Raw genomic sequence first — 22,684 nt, 5'->3', positions numbered from 1 at the left:
GGGAGGGGGACCCGTGAGCGGCATCGAATTCAGCGCGGAGGATTGGCGCCGGTTCAAGGTCGCCGGCCAGGTCGTCGGTGGCATCACCGGCACTCTCGCCGTGGTGGCCGCCGGCTCGGCCGGGCTGCTGCTGCGCCAGGCGGCCGACGCGCGCCGGATCATCCCGCTGGCCGAGGCGCCCCCGCCGCGCGGCGACGGCCTGTACGGCGCGAAGTTCGGCGGCAAGCCGATCACCATGGTCATCCTCGGCGACTCCTCGGCCGCCGGGTACGGCGTGCACCGTCCCCGCGAGACACCGGGCGCGCTGCTGGCCACCGGAGTCTCCCGCCGCCTGAGCCGCCCGGTCCGCCTCTACCGCGTGGCCGTGGTCGGCGCGATGTCGGCCGGACTGCCATACCAGGTGGACGCCGCCCTCGAGTACGAGCCCGACGTCGCGGTGATCTTGATCGGTGGCAACGACGTCACCCACGTCTCGGCCCGCGACCAGGCCGTGCACTATCTGGGCGACGCGGTGCGCCGGCTGCGCGAGACCGGCTGCAAGGTCGTCGTCGGCACCTGCCCCGACATCGGCGCGATCCAGCCGATCAAGCCGCCGCTGCGCTGGCTCGCCCGCAAGTGGAGCCGCGACCTGGCCGCCGCGCAGACCGTCGCGGTGGTCGCGGCCGGCGGCCGTACGGTGTCGCTGGTCAACCTGCTGGGCCCGATCTTCGAGGCCGACCCGGTGCGCATGTTCTCCTCCGACCACTTCCACCCGTCCGCCGAGGGCTACGCCCGGGCCGCGTCCGTGGTGCTGCCGACCCTGCTGGCCGCGCTCGGCGAGGACGACCGCCCGGCCGCCGCGGTCGGTATGAGCAACCTCGAGGAGGCCGCCCAGGAGGCGGTGCGCTCGGCCGGCACCGAGGTGAGCCCGGGCAAGACCGGCGGGCGCCGGGTGCTGCTGCGCCGGCACCCGTGGTTCGGCGAGCCGCGCGCCTGGTTCGGACACAAGGCGGCGCTGACGGCCGACGGAGCCACCGCGGGCGACGCGGGGAATCTGGGCTCGTCCGGGGACGGGGCCGTAGGGTGGACCCCAGCGGATCATCAGGCCGCGGGTAGCTGACGGACGCAGGGAGGCGAGAGATGGCGGGGCTGAACGCGCGGATCGGCAGGGCGGCGGCCACCGGTCTGCTCGCCGGGGCGGTGGGCGGTCTCGCGCTGCTCGCCGGCGAGGTGCTCGCCGCGAAGGCCCGGCGCTACGCGAAACCGACCATGGGCCTGGCTCTGCGCACGTCGATGGGCAAGCTCTCGTCCCCGACGCTGCGCCTGGTGCTGCTCGGCGACTCGGCCGCGATCGGGGTCGGCGTGGAGTGGCTCTCCGAGACGGTCGGCGGCCAGTTGGCCCGCCTGCTGGCCGAGGGCACGGCCGAGACCGGCGAGCGGCACGTGCTGCTTTCCAGCGTGGGCGTGGCCGGCTCGCGGGCGGCCGACCTGGCCACCCAGGTGGCACGGGCGCTGCTCGGCGACCGGCCGGACGTGGCCGTGGTGCTGATCGGCGCGCACGACGCGACCAGCCTGCGCAGCCCCGAGGAAGCGGCCGAGCTGCTCGGCCAGGCCGTGCGGCGGCTCCGCGACGCCGGGGTGCGCGTGGTCGTGGGCACCTGCCCCGACCTGGGTGCGCTGCGGGCGATCGCGCCGCCGCTGCGTCAGGTGGCCGGCATGCTGGGCCGCCGGATGGCGCGGGCACAGACCCGGGCGGTGCAGGCGGCCGGCGGCGCGGTGGTCGACCTGGCCGAGGAGACCGGCGCGGTCTTCCGGGCCGACGCGGGCACGTTCTGCTACGACGGGTTCCATCCGTCGGCCGATGGTTATCGGGTGTGGGCGCACGCGCTCTACCCGGCTGTGGCAAAGGCCGCCATGTCCGGCGTGTGACAGCGCGCTTACAGCGACCTGTGACAAACTTGCACTCGCAGAGGTTGTTACTCACCAGTTAACGTGGTGCTCATGCCGGAAGCTGTCATCGTTGCCACCGCGCGCTCCCCGATCGGCCGTGCCGTCAAGGGATCGCTCAAGGATCTGCGCCCCGACGACCTCACCGCCACGATCGTCGACGCCGCGCTGAACAAGGTGCCTCAGCTCGACCGCGCCCTGATCGAAGACCTCTACCTCGGCTGCGGCCTGCCCGGCGGCGAGCAGGGCTTCAACATGGCCCGCGTGGTCGCCACCAAGCTCGGCCTGGACGGCCTGCCCGGCGCGACCGTGACGCGTTACTGCTCGTCCTCGCTGCAGACCACCCGGATGGCCTTCCACGCGATCAAAGCGGGCGAGGGCGACATCTTCGTCTCGGCCGGCGTCGAGACCGTCTCCCGCTTCGCCCGGGGCAGCTCCGACGGGCTCCCGTCCGAGGCGCAGGCCCTGGTCGGCGGCGGCTGGCAGAACCCGTACTTCGCCGAGGCGCAGGCCCGCACGGTCGAGTCCGCCGCGGGCGGCCACGTGTGGCACGACCCGCGCGAGGACGGCAAGGTTCCCGACATCTACATCGCGATGGGACAGACGGCGGAAAACCTCGCCCAGCTCAAGGGCGTGTCCCGCCAGGAGATGGACGAGTTCGGCGTACGCAGCCAGAACCTCGCCGAGAAGGCGATCGCCGACGGCTTCTGGCAGCGCGAGATCACCCCGGTGACGCTGCCGGACGGCACGGTCGTGTCGGCGGACGACGGCCCCCGGCCGGGCGTGACCATGGAGGGCGTCATCGGGCTGAAGCCGGTGTTCCGCCCCGACGGCCGGGTCACCGCCGGTAACTGCTGCCCGCTCAACGACGGCGCCGCGGCCGTGGTCATCATGAGCGACACCAAGGCTCGCGAGCTCGGCCTCACCCCGCTGGCCCGGATCGTCGCGACCGGCGTCACCGCGCTCTCCCCCGAGATCATGGGCCTCGGCCCGGTCGAGGCGTCGAAGCAGGCGCTCAAGCGGGCCGGCATGACCATCGACGACGTCGACCTCGTCGAGATCAACGAGGCGTTCGCGGCCCAGGTGATCCCGTCGTACCAGGACCTGGGCATCCCGATCGACAAGCTCAACGTCAACGGCGGCGCGATCGCCGTGGGCCACCCGTTCGGCATGACCGGCGCCCGCATCACCGGCACGCTGCTGAACTCGCTCGACTGGCACGACAAGAGCATCGGGCTCGAGACGATGTGCGTCGGCGGCGGTCAGGGCATGGCCATGGTCCTCGAGCGCCTGAGCTGAGGAAAAGTTTCCGCCGGGTCCGGCCTGCCTTGAGCGGCCGGGCTCGGCGGTGTTCATTTCAGAGGTTCTTGCGCAGGATTTCCACGGCCGACGCGGCCTCGGCCAGGACCGGCTCGGGGGCACTCGCGGCGAGCAGGTCGTCGGCCATCACCCGGAGCTGGTCGGGGAGGATCATGTCGTGCTCGCGCGGCACCGGCCGGTGCGGACGGGACTCCACGTCGGCGACGAGATCGGCCAGGCGCTGGACCAACGCGTACGTCTGATCGGCCTTACCGCGCCAACGCGGCTGCTCCCAGTGGCGCACCTGGTTGAGCAGGCGGTCGATCGCGGCGGCGAAGTCGGTCATGCGGGCGAGCGTAGCCGGGAACGCGACCGGGCCGGGAAACACAGCGGGCCGGGAAACACAGCGGGCAGGAAACACAGCGGGCAGGAAACACAGCGGGCAGGAAACACAGCGGGCAGGAAACACAGCGGCGCCCGGACCGTGGGAGGACGATCCGGGCGCCGGGGTGTGTGTCCGATCAGTTTCGACTGCCGCCCTGGAGGTAGCTCAGCAGCTGGAGAATCTCCAGGTACAGCCAGATGAGGCCGACGAGGATGCCGAACGCGCACGTCCACGAGTAACGCTGCGGCAGGCCCATGCGGACGCCCTGCTCGATCTGGTCGAAGTCGAGGACGAAGCTGAGCGCCGCGACCACGATGCAGACCAGGCTGAAGCCGATGCTGAGCGCGCCGCCGCCCCGGAGACCGGTGTGCACGCCGAAGAGCGAGAGCACCAGGTTGATCAGCATGACCATGAAGAGGCCGCCGATCGCGCCGATCATGATCTTGCGGAAGCGCGGCGAGGACCTGATCACCCGAGACGTGTAGAGCACGGCCATCAGGGCGAACACGCCGAAGGTGGCGACCACGGCCTGGAGGACGATGCCGTTGTAGAACGACTCGAAGGTCTTGCTGACCATGCCGACGAAGACGCCCTCGACGACCGCGTAGACCACGACCAGGGTCGGGTTGGCCATCCGCGAGAACGAGATGACGAGACCCAGGACCAGGCCGACGATCGCGGCGCCGATCCACGCGGCGCCCAGATAGGCGTCGGGGATGATGTTCCACGCGGCGATGGCGGAGATGGCGGTGATACCGAGCAGGATCACGGTCTTGACGACCACGTCGTCGATCGTCATCGCCCGCGCGACCGGCGGGGCCGCTAGCCCCGGGGTGGTCGGGTAGGGCTCGGCGTATCCCTGCCCGGCGGTCCGCTGCTGCTCGGCAGCCTGGCCGAGCCGCGACAGAACCGGGTTCGAAGATTTCACTGTGTCCAGCCTCCCTTGAGGTTGAGCACGTCACGTGCTGCCCTCCAAGAGTACGGGAGGGCACCACCTGATGGCTTCGGCAGTAGCTGTGAGCAGCCTGAGAAGAAAATCATCTACCTACGCGGCGGGCGGATCGGCGGGGTCGGAATACCCGGGATGGTCGGCGGCGTGGCGCCCTTGCCGTTGCTGACCTCGATCTCGACCACGCCACCCTTGATCGTACGGCCGGGCGGGTTGGTGCCGGCCGCGGTGCCCGCCGGGCACTTCGAGTCGACGTCGCGACCCACCGAGGGATCGAAGCCGGCGTTCTCCAGCTCGCTCCGGGCGGCCTCGATCGACTCGCACTCCACGTTCGGAATGCGCCGCTGGTCGCCGTACGCAATCTTGCTGTTTTCGGGCTTCTTGAATTGGATCTTGGGTTTGCCCTTCATGTAGTCGGCGAGCGTGTTCCACACGGCGGGGTTCACGATCTGATGCGACATACGGTCCGGGTGGTTCTGGTAGTCGGGGTTGACCATGTAACCGGCCACCACCAGCGACGTCGTGCCGGCGATCAGGGCGGCCGTCTTGTCGTGGTCGGTGGTGCCGGTCTTGCCGAAGACCGGGTGCGCCACGATGCCGCGGGTGGCCCGGGCCGTGGCGCCGCTGCACTGGCCCATCTGCGCCGAGTCGCCCACCGGGCATCGGGTCGCGTCGAGCGCCGCCCGGGCGACGTCCTTGCTGGTGGCGCGCGTGCAGTGGGACTTGCCGACGTCCAGTTTCTCGCCGGCCTTCGTGGTGATCAGCTCGATCGGGGTCGGCTCGCAGTACATGCCGTCGGCGGCCAGCGTCGCGTAGGCGTTGGCCATGTCGAGCGGGGTGGTGGCCGAGACGCCGAGGGTGAACGCGCCCCACTGGTGCGAGTTGCCGGGCTGGGCGAGCACGGCGTCGCTCCCGGCCCGGAACTGGATGCCGAAGCGCTTGGCGACGGACACGACGTTCTCCGCGCCGACGCGCTCCTCGAGCGGGACGAAGAACGTGTTGATCGACTTACCGAAGCCGGTCCACATGTTGTAGACGCCTTCGCCGCCGCCACCGGAGTTCTGCGGGCACCAGAAGTGCGTGCCCGGACAGGCGGAATCATTCCCACTGTCAATAATATAGCCGGATTTATACTGTTTTTCGGCTTTGATGGTGTACGCGAGGGGATAGCCCTTTTCCAGCGCGGCCACCATGGTGAACATCTTCATGACCGAGCCGGCCTGGTACCCGGTGATGTCGCCACCGCCGGTCAGCAGCGGGTTCGTCGTGTTCGGGTAACTGCCGCGGATGCCCCTCTTCGCCTTCTTCGGGTCCGAGGAGATGTAGTTCTGCGGGTGGGCCCGGTTGTCGAGCTTGTACCGGCGGTTGGCCGCGAGCACCCGCACCTTGCCGTCGCCGGGCTCGACCGCGGCCAGCAGCAGCGCGTTCTTGTTCTTGTCGGAGATCTCGTCGGAGATCCGCTTGCGGGCCTGTGCCTGCGCCTTGACGTTGAGCGTGGTCGTGATGCGGTAACCGCCACTCTTGAGGCGACGCTCGCGGTCGTACGCGGTCGCGCCGAACTCCTCGCGGCTCATCCACCAGCGGTAGAAGTAGTCGCAGAAGAAGCCCCAGATGTTCTTCGCGACCGAGACGCAGCCGTTGCCGACCGGCTTGACCTGCTTCGGGATCGGCTCCTTGATCGCCTTGTCGGCCTGCGCCTGCGTGATCATGCCGAGCTCGACCATGCCCGGGATCACGTAGTTGTTGCGCCGCTCGAGGATCTCCTTGTAGCCCTCGGCGCTGGCCGGGTTGTAGCTGGTCGGCGCCTTCACGATGCCGGCGAGCATGGCCGCCTGGCCGATCGTGAGGTCCTTCGGCCGCTTGTTGAAGTAGACCTGACTGGCGGCGAAGATCCCGTACGCCTGGTTGCCGAAGGGTGCGATGTTCAGGTAGCGCTCGAGGATCTGGTCCTTGGAGAGCTCCTTCTCCACCTGCAGCGCGTACTTCATCTCGGTGACCTTGCGCTTCGGCGTGTCCGTCGTCGCGTCGACCACCTCCTGCGGGTTGGTCGCCGAGTAGGCCAGCGACATGCGCACCCACTGCATGGTGATCGTCGAGGCGCCCTGCTTGGATTTGCCCTTGTTGTTGTTGACCAGGGCGCGCGCGACGCCCTTGAGGTCGACGCCCCGGTGGTGGTAAAACTCGCGGTCCTCGGCGGCGACAATGGCGTTCTGCATGAACTTCGAGATGTCCTTGAGCGGGACGTCGCTGCGGAACTCGTCGTAGAACTGCGAGATCTGCGTCTTGTTGTCGGAGGCGTAGATGCGGGTGATCTGCGGCGAGCTGAACGCCTTGAGCTCGCCGGGCAGGCTCGCGAACGTCTCGCCGCCGGCCTTCGCCGCCAGCCCGGACATGGCAGCGGCCGGGAAGACCCCGGCCGCCACGACCACTCCCGCGAGCGCTCCGCAGATCAGCAGATTCGTCGCGTTGAGAAAAATATTGTGATCGTGTCGGCGCATCCAGGACGTCACCGCATCACCATCCGCGACTCGACGCTCATTCTCAAGAGATTCGAGTCAATGAAAACCATGCCTGTCAAGCCTTGATCACATCGCTAGGATGTACGTACCGGTTAGTTCGTTAGTTTGAAGGATCATGCCATGCCGCGGACGAGCATCGCCACCGTCTGTCTCTCCGGGACGTTGGAGGACCGCCTGGACGCCGCCGGGGCGGCCGGTTTCGACGCGGTCGAGATCTTCGAGAACGACCTGCTCGCGTCGGCCCTGCCGCCCGAACGGATCCGGGAGCGCGCCGCCGGCCTGGGTCTGACCATCGATCTCTACCAGCCGTTCCGGGACGCCGAGGGCGCGCCGGCCGCGCGGTTCGCGTCCGTGCGGCGCCGCATGCGGGCCAAGCTGGAGCTGATGGAGCGGCTCGGCGCCGACACGATCCTGGTCTGCTCGTCGGTCGCGCCCGACACGGTCGACGACGACGATCTCGCGGCCGGCCAGCTGCGGCAGCTCGCCCAGATGGCCGCCGAGCACGGCAAGCGGATCGCCTACGAGGCGCTGGCGTGGGGCCGGCACGTGTCCACCTGGGAGCATTCGTGGGAGATCGTGCGCCGGGCCGATCACCCGGCGCTGGGGCTGTGCCTGGACAGCTTCCACGTGCTGTCCCGTTCCGCGGCTCTTGAAGGGATCGCCCGGCTGCCGGGTGACCGGATCTTCTTTCTCCAGCTCGCCGACGCGCCCCGGCTCGGGATGGACGTGCTGCAGTGGAGCCGGCACCACCGGCTCTTCCCCCTGCAGGGCGGCCTCGACCTGGTCGGCTTCACGGCGGCCGTACTCGCCACCGGATACACCGGGCCGCTTTCGCTGGAAGTGTTCAACGACGTCTTCCGGCAGGCCGACCCGCACCGCACGGCCGTCGATGCGCGGCGGTCGCTGATCGCGCTGGAGGACGCGATCGGGCACACACTGACCCCGGCCGCCGAGCTGACCGGCGTCGCCTTCGCCGAGCTGGGCGTGGACCCCGAGTCCGGGCCGCGGCTCGAGACGCTGCTCGGGGCGCTCGGCTTCACCCACGTCGGCCAGCACCGGTCCAAGCCGGTGCAGCTGTGGGAGCAGGGTGACGCCCGCATCCTGTTGAACTCGGGCGAGCCGCTCGCCGAGGGGTCGGCGGCGATCCGGGCCTTCGCGCTGGAGAGCGCCGACCCGGAACGGTCCGCGCGGCGCGCCGGCGAACTACTGGCCCGGCCGCTGCCCCGGCGCCGCCGGCGGAGCGAGGCCCACCTGACGGCGGTGGCGGCGCCGGACGGGACCGAGGTGTTCTTCTGCCGCAGGGCGCCGGTCTGGCGCGAGGATTTCCTGCCGACGGGTGAGCCGCCCACGCCGTCGACGGGCATCACCGGGATCGACCATCTGTCGCTCGCGCAGCCGTTCGATCGTTACGACGAGGCGGCGCTGTTCTACCGCACCGTGCTCGGGATGGCCGACGACGAGGCCGGGGAGTTCGCGGCGCCGTTCGGGCTGATCCGGACGCTGGCCATCCGCAACGCGGACCGTCGGGTGCGCATCGCGCTGAGCGTGCCGGTGCTGCGCCGCGGGGACTGGGCGCCGGCCGTGCCGCATCCGCAGCACCTGACGCTGGCCACCGACGATCTCGCCCGGACGGCGGCGGCCCTCGCGGCGGCCGGCGTCCCGGTGCTGCGCATCCCGGAGAACTACTACGACGACCTCGACGCCCGCACGACCCTCGTCCCTCAGCTGCGGGCGTTCGTCCGGGCTACCGGGGTGATGTACGACGAGGATGCCCACGGCCAGTACTTGCAGCTGTTCACGCCGGTCCTGGGCTCGCGGGTGTTCGTCGAGGTCGCGCAGCGGGTCGGCGGGTACCGCGGCTACGGCTTCGCGAACGACCCGGTGCGGATGGCGGCGCACCGGGCCCAGAGGCTCGCGGGCGCCGCCCCCGCACGCTGATCAGAGGCCGAGGTAGATCTGCCGGACTCGGGGGTCGTGGCGCAGTTTTTCGGACGTGTCGCGCATGGCTACCTCGCCGTTCTCGACGACTAGGCAGCTGCTGGTTGCTTCGAAGGTCAACTTGGCGTTCTGCTCGACCAGCAGCAGGCTCAGGCCCTCGCCGCGCAGCCGGAGCAGCACCGCGAGGATGTCCTCGACCAGCTTTGGCGACAGGCCCATCGACGGCTCGTCGAGCAGCAGGAGGCGGGGGCGGGACATCAGCGCGCGGCCGATCGCGAGCATCTGCTGCTGGCCGCCGGAGAGGGCGCCGGCCAGCCGGTGCCGCATCTCGCCGAGGACCGGGAACAGCTCGTAGACCTCGGCGAGCGTCGCCCTCGTCTCCGCGTTCCATTTTCGGGCGTACGCCCCGAGCAGCAAGTTTTTCTCGACCGGGAGCCCGGCGAACACGTGCCGCCCCTCGGGGACGTACCCGATGCCGTGCCGGACCATGTCCCGGGACGAGGTCCGCGACAGGTCCAGGTCACCTAGGCGAAGCTTGCCGACCTTGCGGGGGATCAGGCCCATCACGGCCTTGAGCGTGGACGTCTTGCCCGCGCCGTTTGCGCCGATGACCCCGATCGCCTCCCCGGCCGGGACCTCGAAGCTGAGGTCCCGCACCGCGCAGACGCCGCCATAGTGGACAGTCAGGCCTTCGACGGAAAGAGCGGTCATCGGGCCACCTCCGGGAGGGTCGGCAGGTCGTCGGAGCTCATCGAGTCACCGAGGTAGGCCTCGATGACCGCCGGGTTCTGCGCGACCTCGGCCGGCAGACCCTCCGCGATCACCTTGCCACTGGCCAGCACCGTGATCCGCTCGCACAGCGACATCACGAGGCCCATGTTGTGCTCGATGACGATCACCGTGACGCCGCTGTCCCGGATCGACCGGACGATCTCGCTCAGCTGGCGCACCTCCTCCCCGTTGAGGCCGGCGGCCGGCTCGTCGAGCAGCAGCAGGGCGGGTGCGGCGGCCATCGCCCGGGCGATCTCGACCCGCCGTTGGATGCCGTACGGCAGCGACTTCGGCGGGAGGGCCGCGAACTCGCGCAGCCCGTACCGGTCGAGCACCTCCCCCGCGCGCCGGTGCAGGTCGCGGTCGCGGCGCAGGACGCTGATCGGCCGCCCGACGTACCGCCAGCTCTGCCAGGTGGCGTGGCGATCGAGCGCGACCAGCACGTTCTCCTCGACGGTGAGGTCGCCGAAGAGCCGCAGGTTCTGGAAGGTGCGGCTCATGCCGGCCCGGGCCAGCCGGTACGGCGCGAGGCCGGTGGCGTCCCGGCCGCGGAACCGGACGCGTCCGCGGGTCGGCCGGTACAGCCCGCTGATCACGTTGAACAGCGTGGTCTTGCCGGAGCCGTTCGGCCCGACGATGCCGCGGATCTCGCCGGGGTCGACCGAGAGCGAGACGTCGTCGAGGGCCTTGAGACCGCGAAAATGCATGCTGATCGCGTCGGCGACCAGGATCGGCTCGTCGCCGGCCGCGGCCTCGACCGCCTCGTACGGACGGAACTCGCCGAGCCGGGCCGCCTCGCCCGCCCCACCGCGGCGTCGGCGGAGCGCCTGCCGGATCCGGGGCGGGAGTCCAGCCAGTCCGGTCGGGGCGAAGACCACGACCAGGACGACCACCGAGCCGTATCCGATCTGCGCGGCCGTCGGGTAGTCGACGAGCAGCTCCCGTACGAGATAAAGGACGACCGCACCGGCGACACAACCGACCAGGCTCTGCCGGCCGCCGATGATCACCATGGCGAGCAGCAGGAACATGTTGGCGATCGAGAAGGACTCCGGCGCCACGTAGCGGATCAGGCCCGCGTAGAGCACGCCGGCGATGCCGCCGTAGATGCTGGCCAGCAGGAACGCGGTCATCCGCAGCACCGGCACCTCGGCGCCGAGCGAACCGGCGGCCAGGGCGTCGTCACGCATCGCCCGCATCCGGCGTCCCAGCGCCGTACGGACGATGAACAGGCCGAACGCGAGCGTGACGGCGAAGATGATCAGTTCCAGGTAGTAGTAGAGGTACTCGCTGGAGAGATCGACGCCGGGGATCGTCGGGACCGGGATCGCGGAGATGCCCTCGGCGCCGCCGGCGATCTGGGCGTTGGTGACCCAGTTGGTGAAGGCGAGCGCGAGGCCGAGCGTGACGATGCCCAGGTAGTGCGACTGGACGCGGAGCGCCGGGGTGCCGACCAGCAGTCCCATCACGACGGTGGCGGCGACGGCGAGCACCGCCGACACCCAGAATCCCCAGCCGGCCTTGGTGGTGAGAATCGCCGTCGCGTACGCCCCGACGCCGAAGAAGGCGACCTGGGCGAGGTTGACCTGCCCGCCGATGCCCATGCACAGGCCGAGCCCGACGGCGAGGATCGAGAAGATCAGGATGATGTTGACGACGTGGATCGCGTACGAGTCGAGCCCGTAGGGAAGCAGCCAAGCCGCCACCGCGATGACCGCGAGCGCGGCGATGCGATATCTCATGCCCGATTCACCGTCCGCTCGCCGAAGACCCCGGTCGGCCGGATCATGATGATGACCGTGAAGACCAGGAACGTGACCAGTTCCGAGTAGCCCTGGAAGTGCCCGGCCGTGAACGAGTCGAGGATGCCGATGGCCAGGCCACCGACGATCGCGCCGGGAATGCTGCCGAATCCGCCGAGGATGGCCGCCGCGAAGCCCTTGATGCCGAGCGTGCCGCCGAGCGCCGGGTTCACGTAGAGCAGCGGCCCGACCAGTCCCCCGGCCAGCGCCGCCAGCCCGGCCCCGATCATGAAGGCGATCGCGTTCGACCGTCCGACGTGGATGCCGACCGCGGTGGCCGCCTCGTGGTCCATGGCGACCGCCTGCATCGCCGCCCCGCGCTTCGTGCGCGACAGGAACAGCACGAGCAGCACGGTGGCGACCGCGGCGATAGCCAAGACCACGAGGTCGTACGTCCGGATCCGCAGGCCGAAAAGCGAAAGAGGCGCGGTCTGCACGGGCGACGGGACGGCCCGCCCGGTGGCGCCCCAGATCATGATGACCAGCGCGTCCAGGACGATGCCGAAGCCGATCGTGCCGATCAGCATGAGGTCGAAGTCCCGGTTCTCCAGCGGGCGCAGCACCCGCTCGATGACCAGGCCGATCGCGGCGGTCACGACGATGGCGACCACCATGGCCACCGCGAACGGCAGCTTCGCGGTCAGGTAGAAGGTGGAGGCGAGGTACGCGCCGACGGTGACCACGTTGCCGTGCGCGAAGTTGACCAGCCCCATCGTGCGGTAGACGAGCGAGAAGCCGAGCGCCACCAGGGCGTAGATGGCGCCGAGGCTGACCCCGCCGATGATCGTCTGAAAGAAGACCTGCATGGCACTCCTACGGGCGATCCCGGCGCCGGGAGACGGCGCCGGGATCCTTTGACGAAAGGGATGTCAGCCGGTGGCGGCGACGAGCTTGCCGTTCTCGATCTTGCCGATCGAGGTGGCGAAGATCCCGACCCCCGTGTTGTCGTACGCGAAGCCGCCGAGCAGGCCCTGGTACTTGGTCGCCCGGATCGCGTCGGCGAGCGCCTTGCCGGTGGCCACGTTGCTGGTCTTCAGCGCGGTCAGCATGATCTGCGTCCCGTCGTACGCCTTGGCCCCGTGCAGCTCGGCGTCCTCGTTGTAGGCCGCCTTGTACGCGTCGGCGAACTTCTTCGACGCCGGACTGATGTCATTGCTCAGGTACGGCGAGCTGACGATCGTGCCCTCGACGTTCTTGGCGCCGGCCGTGTTCAGGAAGACCGGGGTGCCCTGCGGCGCGCCACCCGCGAACGGCGCGGTGATGCCGAGGTCACGGGCCTGCTTGACGATCAGGCCGGACTCGACCTCCTCGGCGCCCAGGAAGATGAGCTTCGGGTTCTTCTGCCGGATCGAGGTGAGTGCGGCGCTGAAGTCCTTCTGGTCGGTGGTGACCACCTGGTCGGCGACGGGCGTGACGCTGCGCTTCGCGAGCGCCTTGGTGAACGCGTCGTGCTCGCCCTTCCCGTACGACCCGTTGTTGGTGATCATGGCGATGCTCTTGATCCCCTGCTGGTCCACGATGTACTTCGCCAGGGTCTCGTCGTACGTCGTCGAGGTCGGCCCGTTGAGGAACAGGAACTCGCTGCCGACCGCGACCAGGCCCGGCGACTGCCCGGACGTGATGTTGGGGATCTCCGCGGTCTTCAGCGTCGGCGCCATCGCGATGGTCACCGCGCTCTCGGCCGTGCCGATCATCGCGAGGTAGCCCTCGCTCTGGATCTTGCGGGCCAGGTTGGTGCCGGTCGTCGGGTCGCCCTGGTCGTCGAAGACGTCCAGCTGGATCTGCCGGCCGTTGATGCCGCCCTGGGCGTTCCACTCGGTGACGGCCAGCTTCGCGCCCTTGAGCTCCCACGCGCCCAGCGAGCTCAGCTGCCCGCTCTGCGCGTCGACCAGGGCAATCTTGATTGGACCGGTGTCGCTCGCGGAGTCCTTTTTATCGGAGCCGGGGGCGCTGCAGCCGGCCAGCACGAGAGCCAGGACGGCGAGGGCGTATAGGGGACGGGATCGCGCCACGTGCGTCTCACCTCAATCTATCGATTTATTGGAAAACGCCCTGGTAGATGTCCTTGATGTTCCAGTGCCCGGGCGTCGGCACCGGTTCGTTGACCATCGGTACGTCGATGACCGCCGGGCGTCGCCGCTCGACCGCCGTCTTGAGGGCGACGGACAGCTCGCCCGGCTCGCCGACCAGGTAGCCGTCGGCGCCGCAGGCACGGCCGAGGGCCGCGAAGTCGGGGCTGTAGGGCTGACCGTCGGGGTCGGTGAAGTCGCAGCCGTAGCTGCGGCCGAAGAACGTCGACTGCAGGTCGGAGATCGTTCCGTGGGCGCGGTTGTTCATCACCAGGAAGATCACCGGCAGGCCGCGCTCGACCGCCATCGGCAGGGCCGGCAGCTGGGCGCTCATCCCGCCGTCGCCGATCAGCGCGACCACGACCCGATCGGGCTGGGCCAGCTGCACCCCGAGCGCGGCGGCCGGGCCGAAGCCCATCGTGGACGCGCCGCCCGGGGTGATGAATCGGCCGGCGGCCGGCAGCGGGTAGCACTGCGCGACCCCGTTCTTGTTCCAGCCGACGTCGGTGACCAGCACGGCGTCGTCGGGGATGGCCGCGCGCAGGTCGGCGAGAATGCGCTCCGGCCGGAGCGGGAAATTGTCGCTTCGGCCCCGCTCGGCGCTGTCGGCGAAGAGCGTTTGCCGCGCCTGTCCGATTTGCCGCCGCAAGTCCGGCCTCTTCCCGGCGGGCTCGCGCACCGCGGCGTCGCGGATTGCGGTGACCGCCAGGCTCGCGTCGGCAACGACCCCCATCTCCACCGGGTAGTTCCGGCCGATCTCCGCCGGGTCGATGTCGATCTGGATCAGCCGCGACGGCGGGAAACTCCAGGTGTAGGCCGGATTCCACGAGCTGGCGTCGGTCTCCGCGAACCGGGTCGCGATGGCCAGGACGAGGTCGGCGTTCCGGGCGTACTCGTTGGTGATCTCGAGCCCCCAGAACCCGGTCATGCCCAGGACCAGCGGGTGATCGTCCGGCAGCGCGCCCTTGGCCATCAGCGAGTGCGCCACCGGGATGTCGAGGTGCTCGGCCAGTTCCCGCAGCGCCTGGCGACCCTCGATCCCCAGGCCGCCACCGATGTAGATGAGCGGCCTTTCGGCCGCGGCGAGCAGCCGCGCGATTCGCTCGGCGTCCGTCGTGGGCAAGCTTGCTTTTGACGTGTACGCCGGGAGCTCGTAGATCGCCGGGTCGGGCAGCTCCCGGGAGAACAGGTCCATCGGCACGTTGAGCAGGACCGCGCCCGGCCGGCCGGAGGTGGCGGTCCAGAACGCGCGCTCGGTGAACCGGGTGACGTCCTCGGGCCGGTGCGCGTGCCAGGCGCGCTTCACGAACGGCCGGTAGATCGCGGTCTGGTCGGCGTCGTTGTGCAGGTTCACTTCCTGGTGCGGATGCCGGCCGTACATGTAGGAGGGAATGTCGCCGGAGATGGCGACCAGTGGAACCGAGTCGAGGGCCGCGGTGGCGACGCCGGTGACCGCGTTCATCATCCCGGGCCCGACGTGCATGAGCAGGACGCCCGGCTTCCCGGTGGCCCGGGCGTATCCGTCGGCGGCGTGCGCGGCGGTCTGCTCGTGCCGGCCGATCACGAACTCGATCGGGCTGCGGCCGAGCGCGTCGAGCAGGGCGATGTTGGTGTGCCCGCAGGTGCCGAAGACATATTCGACGCCGTACGCCTCGAGCTGGGCCACCAGGTTGTCGGCGACGGTCACTGTTCCCCCCAGATGGACATTCCTCGCAGGATCAACGTCTTGACCACCGTGTAGTCGTCGACCATGAAGCGCGGCGACTCGCGCCCGAAGCCGGAGTCCTTCACTCCGCCGAACGGGACGTGGTCGAGGCGGAAGTTCGACGAGCCGTTCACGACCAGGCCGCCGACCTCCAGCTCGCGCCAGGCGGTGACGATGCGGCTCAGGTCCCGGGTGAACAGGCCCGCCTGCAGGCCGAACCGGCTCGCGTTGCAGGTCTCGAGCACCGCGTCGAAGTCGTCGAACGGCAGCACGGACACCAGCGCCCCGAAGACCTCCCGGGTCACCACGGCGGCGTCGGGCGATGGGCCGGCGACGACGGTCGGGCTGAGCGTGGCGCCGTCGCGCGAGCCGCCGACCGTGATGCGCGCCCCGCCGCCGGCCGCCTCGGTCGCCCAGCGCAGCACCCGCGCCGCGGCCTGCTCGTCGACCATCGACCCGACGTCGGTCGCCGGGTCGAGCGGATCGCCGACGGTCAGCGCGGCGACCTCGTCGGTGAGGAGCCGGACGAACTCGTCGTAGCCGGAGCGGTGCACGTAGACCCGCTGGACCGAGATGCAGCTCTGCCCGGAGTTGGTGTATCCGGTGCGGGCGCATACCTTGGCGGCGGCCGCGAGATCCGCGTCGTCGCAGACGATCGTCGCCGCGTTGCCGCCGAGCTCGAGGACCAGCCGTTTCGCGCCGGCCGCCCGGGCCACCGCCTCGCCCGTCTCGGCGCTGCCGGTGAAGCTGATGACGGCCACCTCGGGCGCCGCGCACAGGGCGGCGCCGACCTCTCCCCCGCCGTGCAGGAGCTGCACCGCCTCGACCGGCGCGCCCGCCTCGAGGAGCAGGGCGACGATCGCGGCCGAGACCGCGGGCGCCTGCGGCGGCGCCTTCACGATCGTGCTGTTGCCGGCCGCGAACGAGGCGCCCAGCTTGTGCGCGAGCAGGTTGGCCGGAGCGTTGAACGGGGTGATCGCGAGCGCGACCCCGGCCGGAGCGCGGTAGGTCAGTGCGGTGTTGCCGACGCCGCGCGGCCAGCCGGCGACCGGCAGCAGCTCACCGCCGATCTGGCGGGCCTCGGCCGCGCACACCGCGAACGTGTCGGCGACCCGGTCCATCTCGCCGCGGCCGTCCTTGACCGGCTTGCCGAGCTCGAGGGCGATCAGCCGGGCAATGGCGTCGCGGTGCTCGACGGCCAGCCCGGCCGCCCGGTCGAGGACCGCGGCGCGGGTGGCCGGCGCGAGCCGCGCGATCGTGCGGGCGAAGGCCCTCGCGTGCTCGGCCGCGGTCCGGGCGTCATCCGGTTCCGCCACCCGCGCCCGGCTGACCACGGCGCGGGCGAACGGACCGATGCGGTCGCTCGACGGCCCGTCGGCGATCCACTTCCCGCCCAGGAGCGCGGGCGCCGGGATCACCGAGCCGGGTGGCGTCGTGAGGATGGTGTCGAGCATCTGCACCTCCCGTGGTCCACTAGATGGACCACATCCGGTCATGTGGACCGCTGTACGGTTCCGGTGTAACGTACGGTTGCCCGCCAGCCGATGGCAATAGCTCGGGACCGAAAAGTTACGGGCCGATGACGTCCGGCCGAGGGCATCGGAAGGAGAGACGCGTATGCATCACCGGCCGCTCGACGGGGTCCGCGTCCTGGACCTCACCAACGTCCTCGCCGGGCCGTACTGCACCTACCAGCTGATGCTCCTCGGCGCCGAGGTCATCAAGATCGAGATGCCCGGGCGGGGCGACCTGGCCCGGCGGCTCGGCCCGGATGTCGACCTCAACCGGGCCGGCCTGGGCGCCTCCTTCCTGGCCCAGAACGCCGGCAAGAAGTCGGTGGAGCTGGACCTGAAGGACGACCGCGACCGGGCCTCGCTCGAGGAGCTCGCGAGCAACGCCGACGTGCTGGTGGAGAACTACCGGGCCGGCGTCCTCGCGCGCATCGGGTTCCCGTGGGAGCGGCTGCGCGAGCTCAACCCGGGGCTGATCTACTGCGCCATCAGCGGCTTCGGCCAGACCGGGCCGATGAGCCAGGCTCCGGCGTACGACCAGGTCATTCAGGGTTTGTCGGGGATGATGAGCATTACCGGTACGACGGAGACCGCGCCGCTGCGGGTCGGCTTCCCGGTGGCCGACACGGTCGGCGGGCTCACCGCGGCGCTCGCCATCACGGCCGCGCTGGCCGGGCGGGGACGCGACGGCGAGGGCCGCTTCCTCGACGTGTCGATGCTGGAGGCGTCGCTCTCGGCGATGGGGTGGGCCGTCTCCAACTATCTGGTGAGCGGCATCGAGCCGCAGCCGATGGGCGACCAGAACGTCACCGCCGCGCCCTCGGGCACCTTCGACGCCGCCGACGGCCCGCTGAACATCGCGGCCAACCGCCAGGAGCAGTACGAGAGCCTGTGCCGGCTGGTCGAGCGGCCCGAGCTGATCACCGATCCCCGCTTCGCCGACCGGGAGGCGCGCAAGCAGCACCGGGTCGAGCTCAACCGGCTGCTGAACGAAGCGCTGCGGCGACGCCCGGCCCAGGAGTGGGAGCGGATGCTCTCGGCGGCGGGAGTGCCGGCCGCACGCATCCTCACCGTGGCCCAGGCGGTCGCGACCGATCAGGTGGCGGCCCGCGGGTTCCTCAGCGACCTGCCGTTCCCGCCGGGCACGCCGCGCGACGTCGTCGAGCGGTCGCCCGAGGGACGGCTGCGGGTGAGCGGCAACGGGGTGCTGGTCGACGGCGAGCAGCTTTCCCCGCGCACGCCGCCGCCGGTGCTCGGCGAGCACAACGCGGAGCTGCCCGACCTGCTGCGGCGCTGGCGATCCGGGCGGCAGTCCGAGATCGTTCGCTGACCGGTCAGAGTCCATGTCAGCTCCTTTGTACGAACCGGTACGTTAGTTATCAGCGTCGAAACATGGGATGTCAAGACATGACGGAGACCGAGGTCGCCGACTGGTGGGGCACCGCGGTGTCCCGCATCGAGCCCAACCGCGTGGAACTGCGCGGCATCCCCGTGCAGGAGCTGATCGGCACGATCGGGTTCGGCGCGATGATCTGGCTGATGGTGCGCGGTGAGCGGCCCTCCGACGAACAGGCGGCCCTGCTCGAGGCGGCACTGGTCGCCGGCGTCGACCACGGCCCGCACGCGCCGTCGATCGCGGTCGCGCGGATGGCCGCGACCTGCGGCGTCGGCCTCAACAACGCGATGGCCAGCGCGATCAACACGCTCGGCGACTCGCACGGCGGCGCGGGCCAGGAGTGCGTACTGCTGCTCGACGAGGTCCATGCCCGCTTTTCTGCGGGCCAGGCTCTGCCGGATGCCGCGGACGAGGTCATCGCCGCCTGGCGGGCTCGCGGGATCCGCTACCTGCCGGGTTTCGGCCACCGGTTCCACACCCGCGACCCGCGCCGGGATCCGCTGCTCGGCCTGGTTTCGCGGGCGGTCGCGGACGGGGTCGTCCCGGGCGACCACCTGCGCGCGGCGCTCGCCGTCGAGGAGGCGCTCAACCGCGGGCGGAGCCGGCCGGTGCCGATGAACATCGACGGCGCCACCGCGGTCATCTACGCGGAGCTGGGGTTTCCGGCGCCGCTGGCCAGGGGGTTGTTCGTGCTCAGTCGCAGCGTCGGGATCCTGGCCCACGCCTGGGAGGAGACCGGCCAGGGACGCCGCAACAAGGGGCCGATCCCGCCGGCTGTACGTCCCACCTACCTCGGCTGATCCGCGGTCTCCGCCAGCAACACGTCGAGGTGGCGCAGCATCCGGGCGGTGTCGGGGGCGCGGCCGGTGAACAGCTCGAACGCGGCCGCGGCCTGGAACGTGCACATCCCCGCGCCGCCGACCGTGCGCAGGCCGGCCGCGCGGGCCGCGCGCAGCAGAGCCGTGTCCGGCGGCATGTAGACGATGTCGGCCACCCACAGTCCACCGTGGAGCAGTTCGGCCGGAAGCGGGAGGCCGGGGTGGGTGTGCATGCCGATCGGGCTGGCGTTGACCAGGCCGTCGGCGTCCGCGATCGCCGCCTTCAGCTCCTCCGGCGGGACGACCCTGAAGCGATCGCCGGCGAACTGCGTGGCGAGCGCGGCGGCGAGACCGGTGCGCTGCCCGGGATCGGGATCGACCACCGTCAGGTGGCCAACCCCCGTCCCCAGCTGGGCATACGCGCAGGCCGCCCCGGCGCCGCCCGCGCCGAGTTGCACGACGCGGCCGGTGGACACATCGGGCAGGCTCGCCCGGAACGACGCGGTGAAGCCATACGCATCGGTGTTGAAGCCCTGCCGGCGGCCGTCGCGGAAGGTGATGGTGTTGACCGCGCCGATGTCTCTCGCCTGTGGCGAGAGATCGTCGAGCAGCTCGATCACCTCCCGCTTGAACGGGTGGGTGATGTTGAGCCCGGCGAAGCCGGCCCGCTCGGCCTCGTCGACCGCCCGGGTGAGCTGGGCCGGACCGTCCACATCGAACAGGACGTAGGAGAGGTCCAGGCCCTGGTGGCGGCCCTCGGCCTCATGCAGCGGCGGCGAGAAGGACGTGCCGATCCCGGCCCCGATCAATCCACACCGGCAAGTTGGCATGCCCACGCTCCTGATGTACGAACCAGTACGTTAGTTATCGATGGCGGGGCTACCGGTGTCAAGGGCCGCGGCGTATAAGTAACTATCTAGTACGTTCGTTGTCTCCCGAAGCGCAGGGGGAACCGTGCCGAACTATCGTCTGTCGATCGCCACCGCGTGCCTTTCCGGCACCCTCGAGGACAAGCTGGCCGCCGCCGCGGCCGCCCGGTTCCACGGGATCGAGCTGGTCGAGAGCGACCTGGTCGCGACGTCCTGGTCGCCGGAGCGGGTCCGCGAGGAGTGCGCCCGCCGCGCGCTGACGATCGAGGTCTACCAGCCGTTCCGCGACGTCGAGGCGCTTCCGCCCGACCTGTTCGCGGCCGCCCTCCGCCGGGCGTCGCGCACCTTCGACCTGCTCGAACGGCTCGGCGCCCGGACTCTGCTGGTCGCCTCGTCGGTCTCGGCCGACTCGGTGGACGACGACGATCTGGCGGCCGAGCAGCTGCACGCGCTGGCCGACCGGGCCTCTGCCCATGGCTTGCGGATCGCGTACGAACCGCAGGCGCCGGGCCGGTTCGTGCGGGACTACCCGCACGCGTGGCGGATCGTGCGGCGCGCCGGACACCCCGCGCTCGGGCTCTGCCTCGACAGCTTCCACGTGCTGTCGTCCGGCACCGACTCGGCGGGGATCCGGGTCATCCCGGGCGAGAAGGTGTTCCACGTGCAGCTGGCACCCCTCTTCCCCTCGCCCGCTCTGCCGGGCTTCCTCGCGCATGCGCTGAGCACCGGGTACGACGGGCCGCTCTCGCTCGAGGCGCTCAACGACGTGTACCGCCAGGCGGACCCGCGACAGGCGGCGATCGACGGCATGCGGGCGCTGATCGCCCTGCAGGAGTCGGCCGGGGCGGTGGCGCCCGCGCCGGTGCGGGAGCGCCTTCAGCTGAGTGGGCTGCCGCCGGCCCCCGCGCTGGGCGGGCACGTCTTCACCGAGCTCGCGGTCGACGACATCTCCGGACCGGCCGTGGCGCGGGCGCTGACCGCGCTCGGTTTCGCCCATGCCGGGCAGCACCGCTCCAAGCCCGTACAGCTGTGGGCGCAGGCCTCGGCCCGGATCCTGCTGAACTTCGCCGCGCAGCGCACGGTCACCCCGGGCACGGCGTCGATCTGCGCCTTCGCCGTGGAGACCGCCGACCCGGAGGCCTCGACCCGGCGGGCCGAGCGGTTGCTCGCGCCGGTGCTGCCCCGGTTGCGCCGGCCGGAGGAGGCCGAGCTGTCGTCGATCGCGGCGCCCGATGGGACGGCGGTCTTCCTGGTCCGTAGTGAGAGCTGGCTGGATGACTTTCTGCCCATCTCCTTCGAAGACTCCGGCACCGGCATCACCGCCACGGATCACGTCTCGCTGACCGACGCGGTGGACGACTTCGACGAGAGCACGCTGTTCTACCGGGCGGTGCTGGGCCTGCACGCCGGCGCGACCACCGAGATCGCCGCGCCGTTCGGGCCGATCCGCAGCCGGGCCGCCACCGACGCGAGCCGCCGGGTCCGGATCACGCTGAACACGGCGCCGCTGCGTCGCGGCGACTGGGCGCCGGCCATCCCCAACCCGCAGCACGTGGCGTTTCTTACCGAGGACGTGATCGCGAGCGCCCGGGCGATGCGGGCGCTCGGCGCGCCCGTCCTGCGGATCCCGGACAACTACTACGAGGCTCTCGACGTACCGCCGCCGCTGCTGGCCGCAATACGTGAGCACTCGATCATGTACGACCGCGACGAGGACGGGGCCTACCTTCATTTCTGTACGGAGATGCTGGGCGCCCGGGTCTTCTTCTCGGTCGTGCAGCGCCTCGCCGACGTTGCCGACTACGGTTCGGTGGCCAGTGCCCCGGTCCGGATGGCGGCCCATCGCGAGCGCCGTCTGCTCTCCCTGCGCGACACCCGCGGCGACGAGCGGCACGACTACTCGCTGGCCCATCTCACGGCGTTGAGCCTCTCCCCGCCCGAGCTCGTCGACGCCGCGGCCGAGGCCGGCTACCGGTACGTGGGGATGCGGCTCACCCGGGTCACGCCGCAGGAACCGCACTACCCGCTGGCCACCGACCCGGCCCTGATGCGTACGACCAAGGTGCGCCTGGCCGCGACCGGCATCGAGGTGCTCGACATCGAGCTCGCCCGGATCAGCCCCGACGACGACCCGCGCGACTTCGAACGCTTCCTGGAGGCCGGCGCCGAGCTGGGCGCCCGCCACGTCATCGCCCAACTCCCCGACCCCGACCGCGCCCGCAAGATCGACCGCTTCGCCCTGCTCTGCGAGATGGCCCGGCCGCTCGGCCTGACCGTCGACCTGGAGTTTCCGTCCTGGACCGAGACCCCCGACCTGAACACGGCAACCCGCGTCCTGCGCGGCGCCGACCAGCCCAACGCCGGCATGCTCATCGACCTGCTGCACTTCGCCCGCTCCGGGTCGAGCATCGCCGACCTGCGTCAGCTGCCGGCCGAATGGTTCCACTTCGTCCACGTCTGCGACGCTCCGCCCGCGGTCCCCGCCACCAACGAGGGCCTGATCCACACCGCCCGGTTCGAGCGCCTCTTCCCGGGCGAGGGCGGCATCGACATCCACGGCATCCTGGGTGCACTTCCCCCGGGTCTGCCGTACGCCCTGGAGATCCCCCGGGCCACGCTGGTCGCCCAGGTCGGCGGCAAGGAACACGCCCGCCTGGCCATCACCGCAGCCCGCGACTGTCTGGAGAACGCGGCTCTGTCGACCCGCTGAAGACGGCAGCCCGAGAA

17 protein-coding genes are annotated in these 22,684 nt (G+C 70.7%); 7 read left to right on the top strand and 10 right to left on the bottom strand.

Annotated features, from left to right (window positions below):
• Nucleotides 1-13: 13 nt before the first annotated feature.
• The 3 genes from A3CQ_RS0139535 (at nucleotide 14) to A3CQ_RS0139525 (ending at nucleotide 3,225) form a co-directional block, all read left to right on the top strand.
• Nucleotides 14-1,099, top strand: coding sequence for an SGNH/GDSL hydrolase family protein (locus A3CQ_RS0139535; protein WP_020516503.1), 1,086 nt, complete (start codon nucleotides 14-16; stop codon nucleotides 1,097-1,099).
• A 20-nt stretch (nucleotides 1,100-1,119) separates the two neighbouring features.
• On the top strand, nucleotides 1,120-1,908 hold the full coding sequence (locus tag A3CQ_RS0139530; protein WP_020516502.1) for an SGNH/GDSL hydrolase family protein: 789 nt from the start codon (nucleotides 1,120-1,122) through the stop codon (nucleotides 1,906-1,908).
• Between the two features lie 72 nt (nucleotides 1,909-1,980).
• Nucleotides 1,981-3,225, top strand: coding sequence for an acetyl-CoA C-acetyltransferase (locus A3CQ_RS0139525; RefSeq protein WP_020516501.1), 1,245 nt, complete (start codon nucleotides 1,981-1,983; stop codon nucleotides 3,223-3,225).
• Between the two features lie 58 nt (nucleotides 3,226-3,283).
• Here the strand turns inward: A3CQ_RS0139525 and A3CQ_RS0139520 are convergent, their stop codons facing one another.
• The 3 genes from A3CQ_RS0139520 to A3CQ_RS0139510 all read right to left on the bottom strand — a co-directional run bounded on the left by A3CQ_RS0139520 (nucleotide 3,284) and on the right by A3CQ_RS0139510 (nucleotide 7,057).
• Complete coding sequence (locus A3CQ_RS0139520) at nucleotides 3,284-3,571, bottom strand: hypothetical protein (RefSeq protein ID WP_020516500.1); 288 nt, start codon at nucleotides 3,569-3,571, stop codon at nucleotides 3,284-3,286.
• Between the two features lie 175 nt (nucleotides 3,572-3,746).
• Entirely contained in the window at nucleotides 3,747-4,538 is a 792-nt protein-coding gene (locus tag A3CQ_RS0139515) for a Bax inhibitor-1/YccA family protein (protein ID WP_020516499.1), read from the bottom strand.
• A gap of 113 nt (nucleotides 4,539-4,651) precedes the next feature.
• On the bottom strand, nucleotides 4,652-7,057 hold the full coding sequence (locus A3CQ_RS0139510; protein WP_040433911.1) for a transglycosylase domain-containing protein: 2,406 nt from the start codon (nucleotides 7,055-7,057) through the stop codon (nucleotides 4,652-4,654).
• Between the two features lie 141 nt (nucleotides 7,058-7,198).
• Between A3CQ_RS0139510 and A3CQ_RS0139505 the strand changes: the two genes are divergently transcribed.
• Complete coding sequence (locus A3CQ_RS0139505) at nucleotides 7,199-9,016, top strand: sugar phosphate isomerase/epimerase and 4-hydroxyphenylpyruvate domain-containing protein (protein ID WP_020516497.1); 1,818 nt, start codon at nucleotides 7,199-7,201, stop codon at nucleotides 9,014-9,016.
• Here A3CQ_RS0139505 and A3CQ_RS0139500 read toward each other — a convergent pair whose 3' ends face one another.
• From A3CQ_RS0139500 to A3CQ_RS0139475, 6 genes are all read right to left on the bottom strand, one after another.
• A complete protein-coding gene (locus A3CQ_RS0139500) occupies nucleotides 9,017-9,727 on the bottom strand; it encodes an ABC transporter ATP-binding protein (RefSeq protein ID WP_020516496.1) in 711 nt (236 codons plus the stop codon).
• Nucleotides 9,724-11,529 (bottom strand): branched-chain amino acid ABC transporter ATP-binding protein/permease, encoded by a 1,806-nt coding sequence (locus A3CQ_RS0139495; RefSeq protein WP_020516495.1) that lies wholly within the window; start codon nucleotides 11,527-11,529, stop codon nucleotides 9,724-9,726. Before A3CQ_RS0139495 ends, A3CQ_RS0139500 begins: the two co-directional genes overlap by 4 nt.
• Nucleotides 11,526-12,395, bottom strand: coding sequence for a branched-chain amino acid ABC transporter permease (locus A3CQ_RS0139490; RefSeq protein ID WP_020516494.1), 870 nt, complete (start codon nucleotides 12,393-12,395; stop codon nucleotides 11,526-11,528). Before A3CQ_RS0139490 ends, A3CQ_RS0139495 begins: the two co-directional genes overlap by 4 nt.
• Nucleotides 12,396-12,458: 63 nt before the next feature.
• The gene (locus A3CQ_RS0139485; protein ID WP_026206714.1) at nucleotides 12,459-13,601 is read right to left on the bottom strand and encodes an ABC transporter substrate-binding protein; all 1,143 of its coding nucleotides are present in this window, start codon (nucleotides 13,599-13,601) and stop codon (nucleotides 12,459-12,461) included.
• Nucleotides 13,602-13,626: 25 nt separating this feature from the next.
• The gene (locus A3CQ_RS0139480; RefSeq protein WP_020516492.1) at nucleotides 13,627-15,345 is read right to left on the bottom strand and encodes a thiamine pyrophosphate-binding protein; all 1,719 of its coding nucleotides are present in this window, start codon (nucleotides 15,343-15,345) and stop codon (nucleotides 13,627-13,629) included.
• Nucleotides 15,342-16,817 carry an aldehyde dehydrogenase family protein gene (locus A3CQ_RS0139475; RefSeq protein ID WP_051115490.1) on the bottom strand — a complete coding sequence of 492 codons (1,476 nt, stop codon included), beginning with the start codon at nucleotides 16,815-16,817 and terminating at the stop codon, nucleotides 15,342-15,344. Before A3CQ_RS0139475 ends, A3CQ_RS0139480 begins: the two co-directional genes overlap by 4 nt.
• Nucleotides 16,818-16,980: 163 nt before the next feature.
• On the opposite strand from A3CQ_RS0139475, the gene A3CQ_RS0139470 reads away from it, so the two are divergent.
• Both A3CQ_RS0139470 and A3CQ_RS55695 read left to right on the top strand, forming a co-directional pair.
• A complete protein-coding gene (locus A3CQ_RS0139470; RefSeq protein ID WP_020516490.1) occupies nucleotides 16,981-18,204 on the top strand; it encodes a CaiB/BaiF CoA transferase family protein in 1,224 nt (407 codons plus the stop codon).
• 77 nt (nucleotides 18,205-18,281) lie between these two features.
• Entirely contained in the window at nucleotides 18,282-19,070 is a 789-nt protein-coding gene (locus A3CQ_RS55695) for a citryl-CoA lyase (protein ID WP_020516489.1), read from the top strand.
• Here A3CQ_RS55695 and A3CQ_RS0139460 read toward each other — a convergent pair.
• Nucleotides 19,058-19,918, bottom strand: coding sequence for a shikimate dehydrogenase (locus A3CQ_RS0139460; protein ID WP_026206712.1), 861 nt, complete (start codon nucleotides 19,916-19,918; stop codon nucleotides 19,058-19,060). The two genes, A3CQ_RS55695 and A3CQ_RS0139460, sit on opposite strands and share 13 nt — an antisense overlap.
• A 124-nt stretch (nucleotides 19,919-20,042) precedes the next feature.
• Here A3CQ_RS0139460 and A3CQ_RS55690 point away from each other — a divergent pair, with 124 nt between their 5' ends.
• On the top strand, nucleotides 20,043-22,667 hold the full coding sequence (locus tag A3CQ_RS55690) for a TIM barrel protein (protein ID WP_020516487.1): 2,625 nt from the start codon (nucleotides 20,043-20,045) through the stop codon (nucleotides 22,665-22,667).
• Nucleotides 22,668-22,684: the final 17 nt, after the last annotated feature.

Origin of the sequence: Paractinoplanes globisporus DSM 43857 (genome assembly GCF_000379645.1) — a bacterium.
Taxonomy (GTDB): domain Bacteria; phylum Actinomycetota; class Actinomycetes; order Mycobacteriales; family Micromonosporaceae; genus Actinoplanes; species Actinoplanes globisporus.
This window is presented reverse-complemented; position numbering and strand designations above follow the sequence as displayed.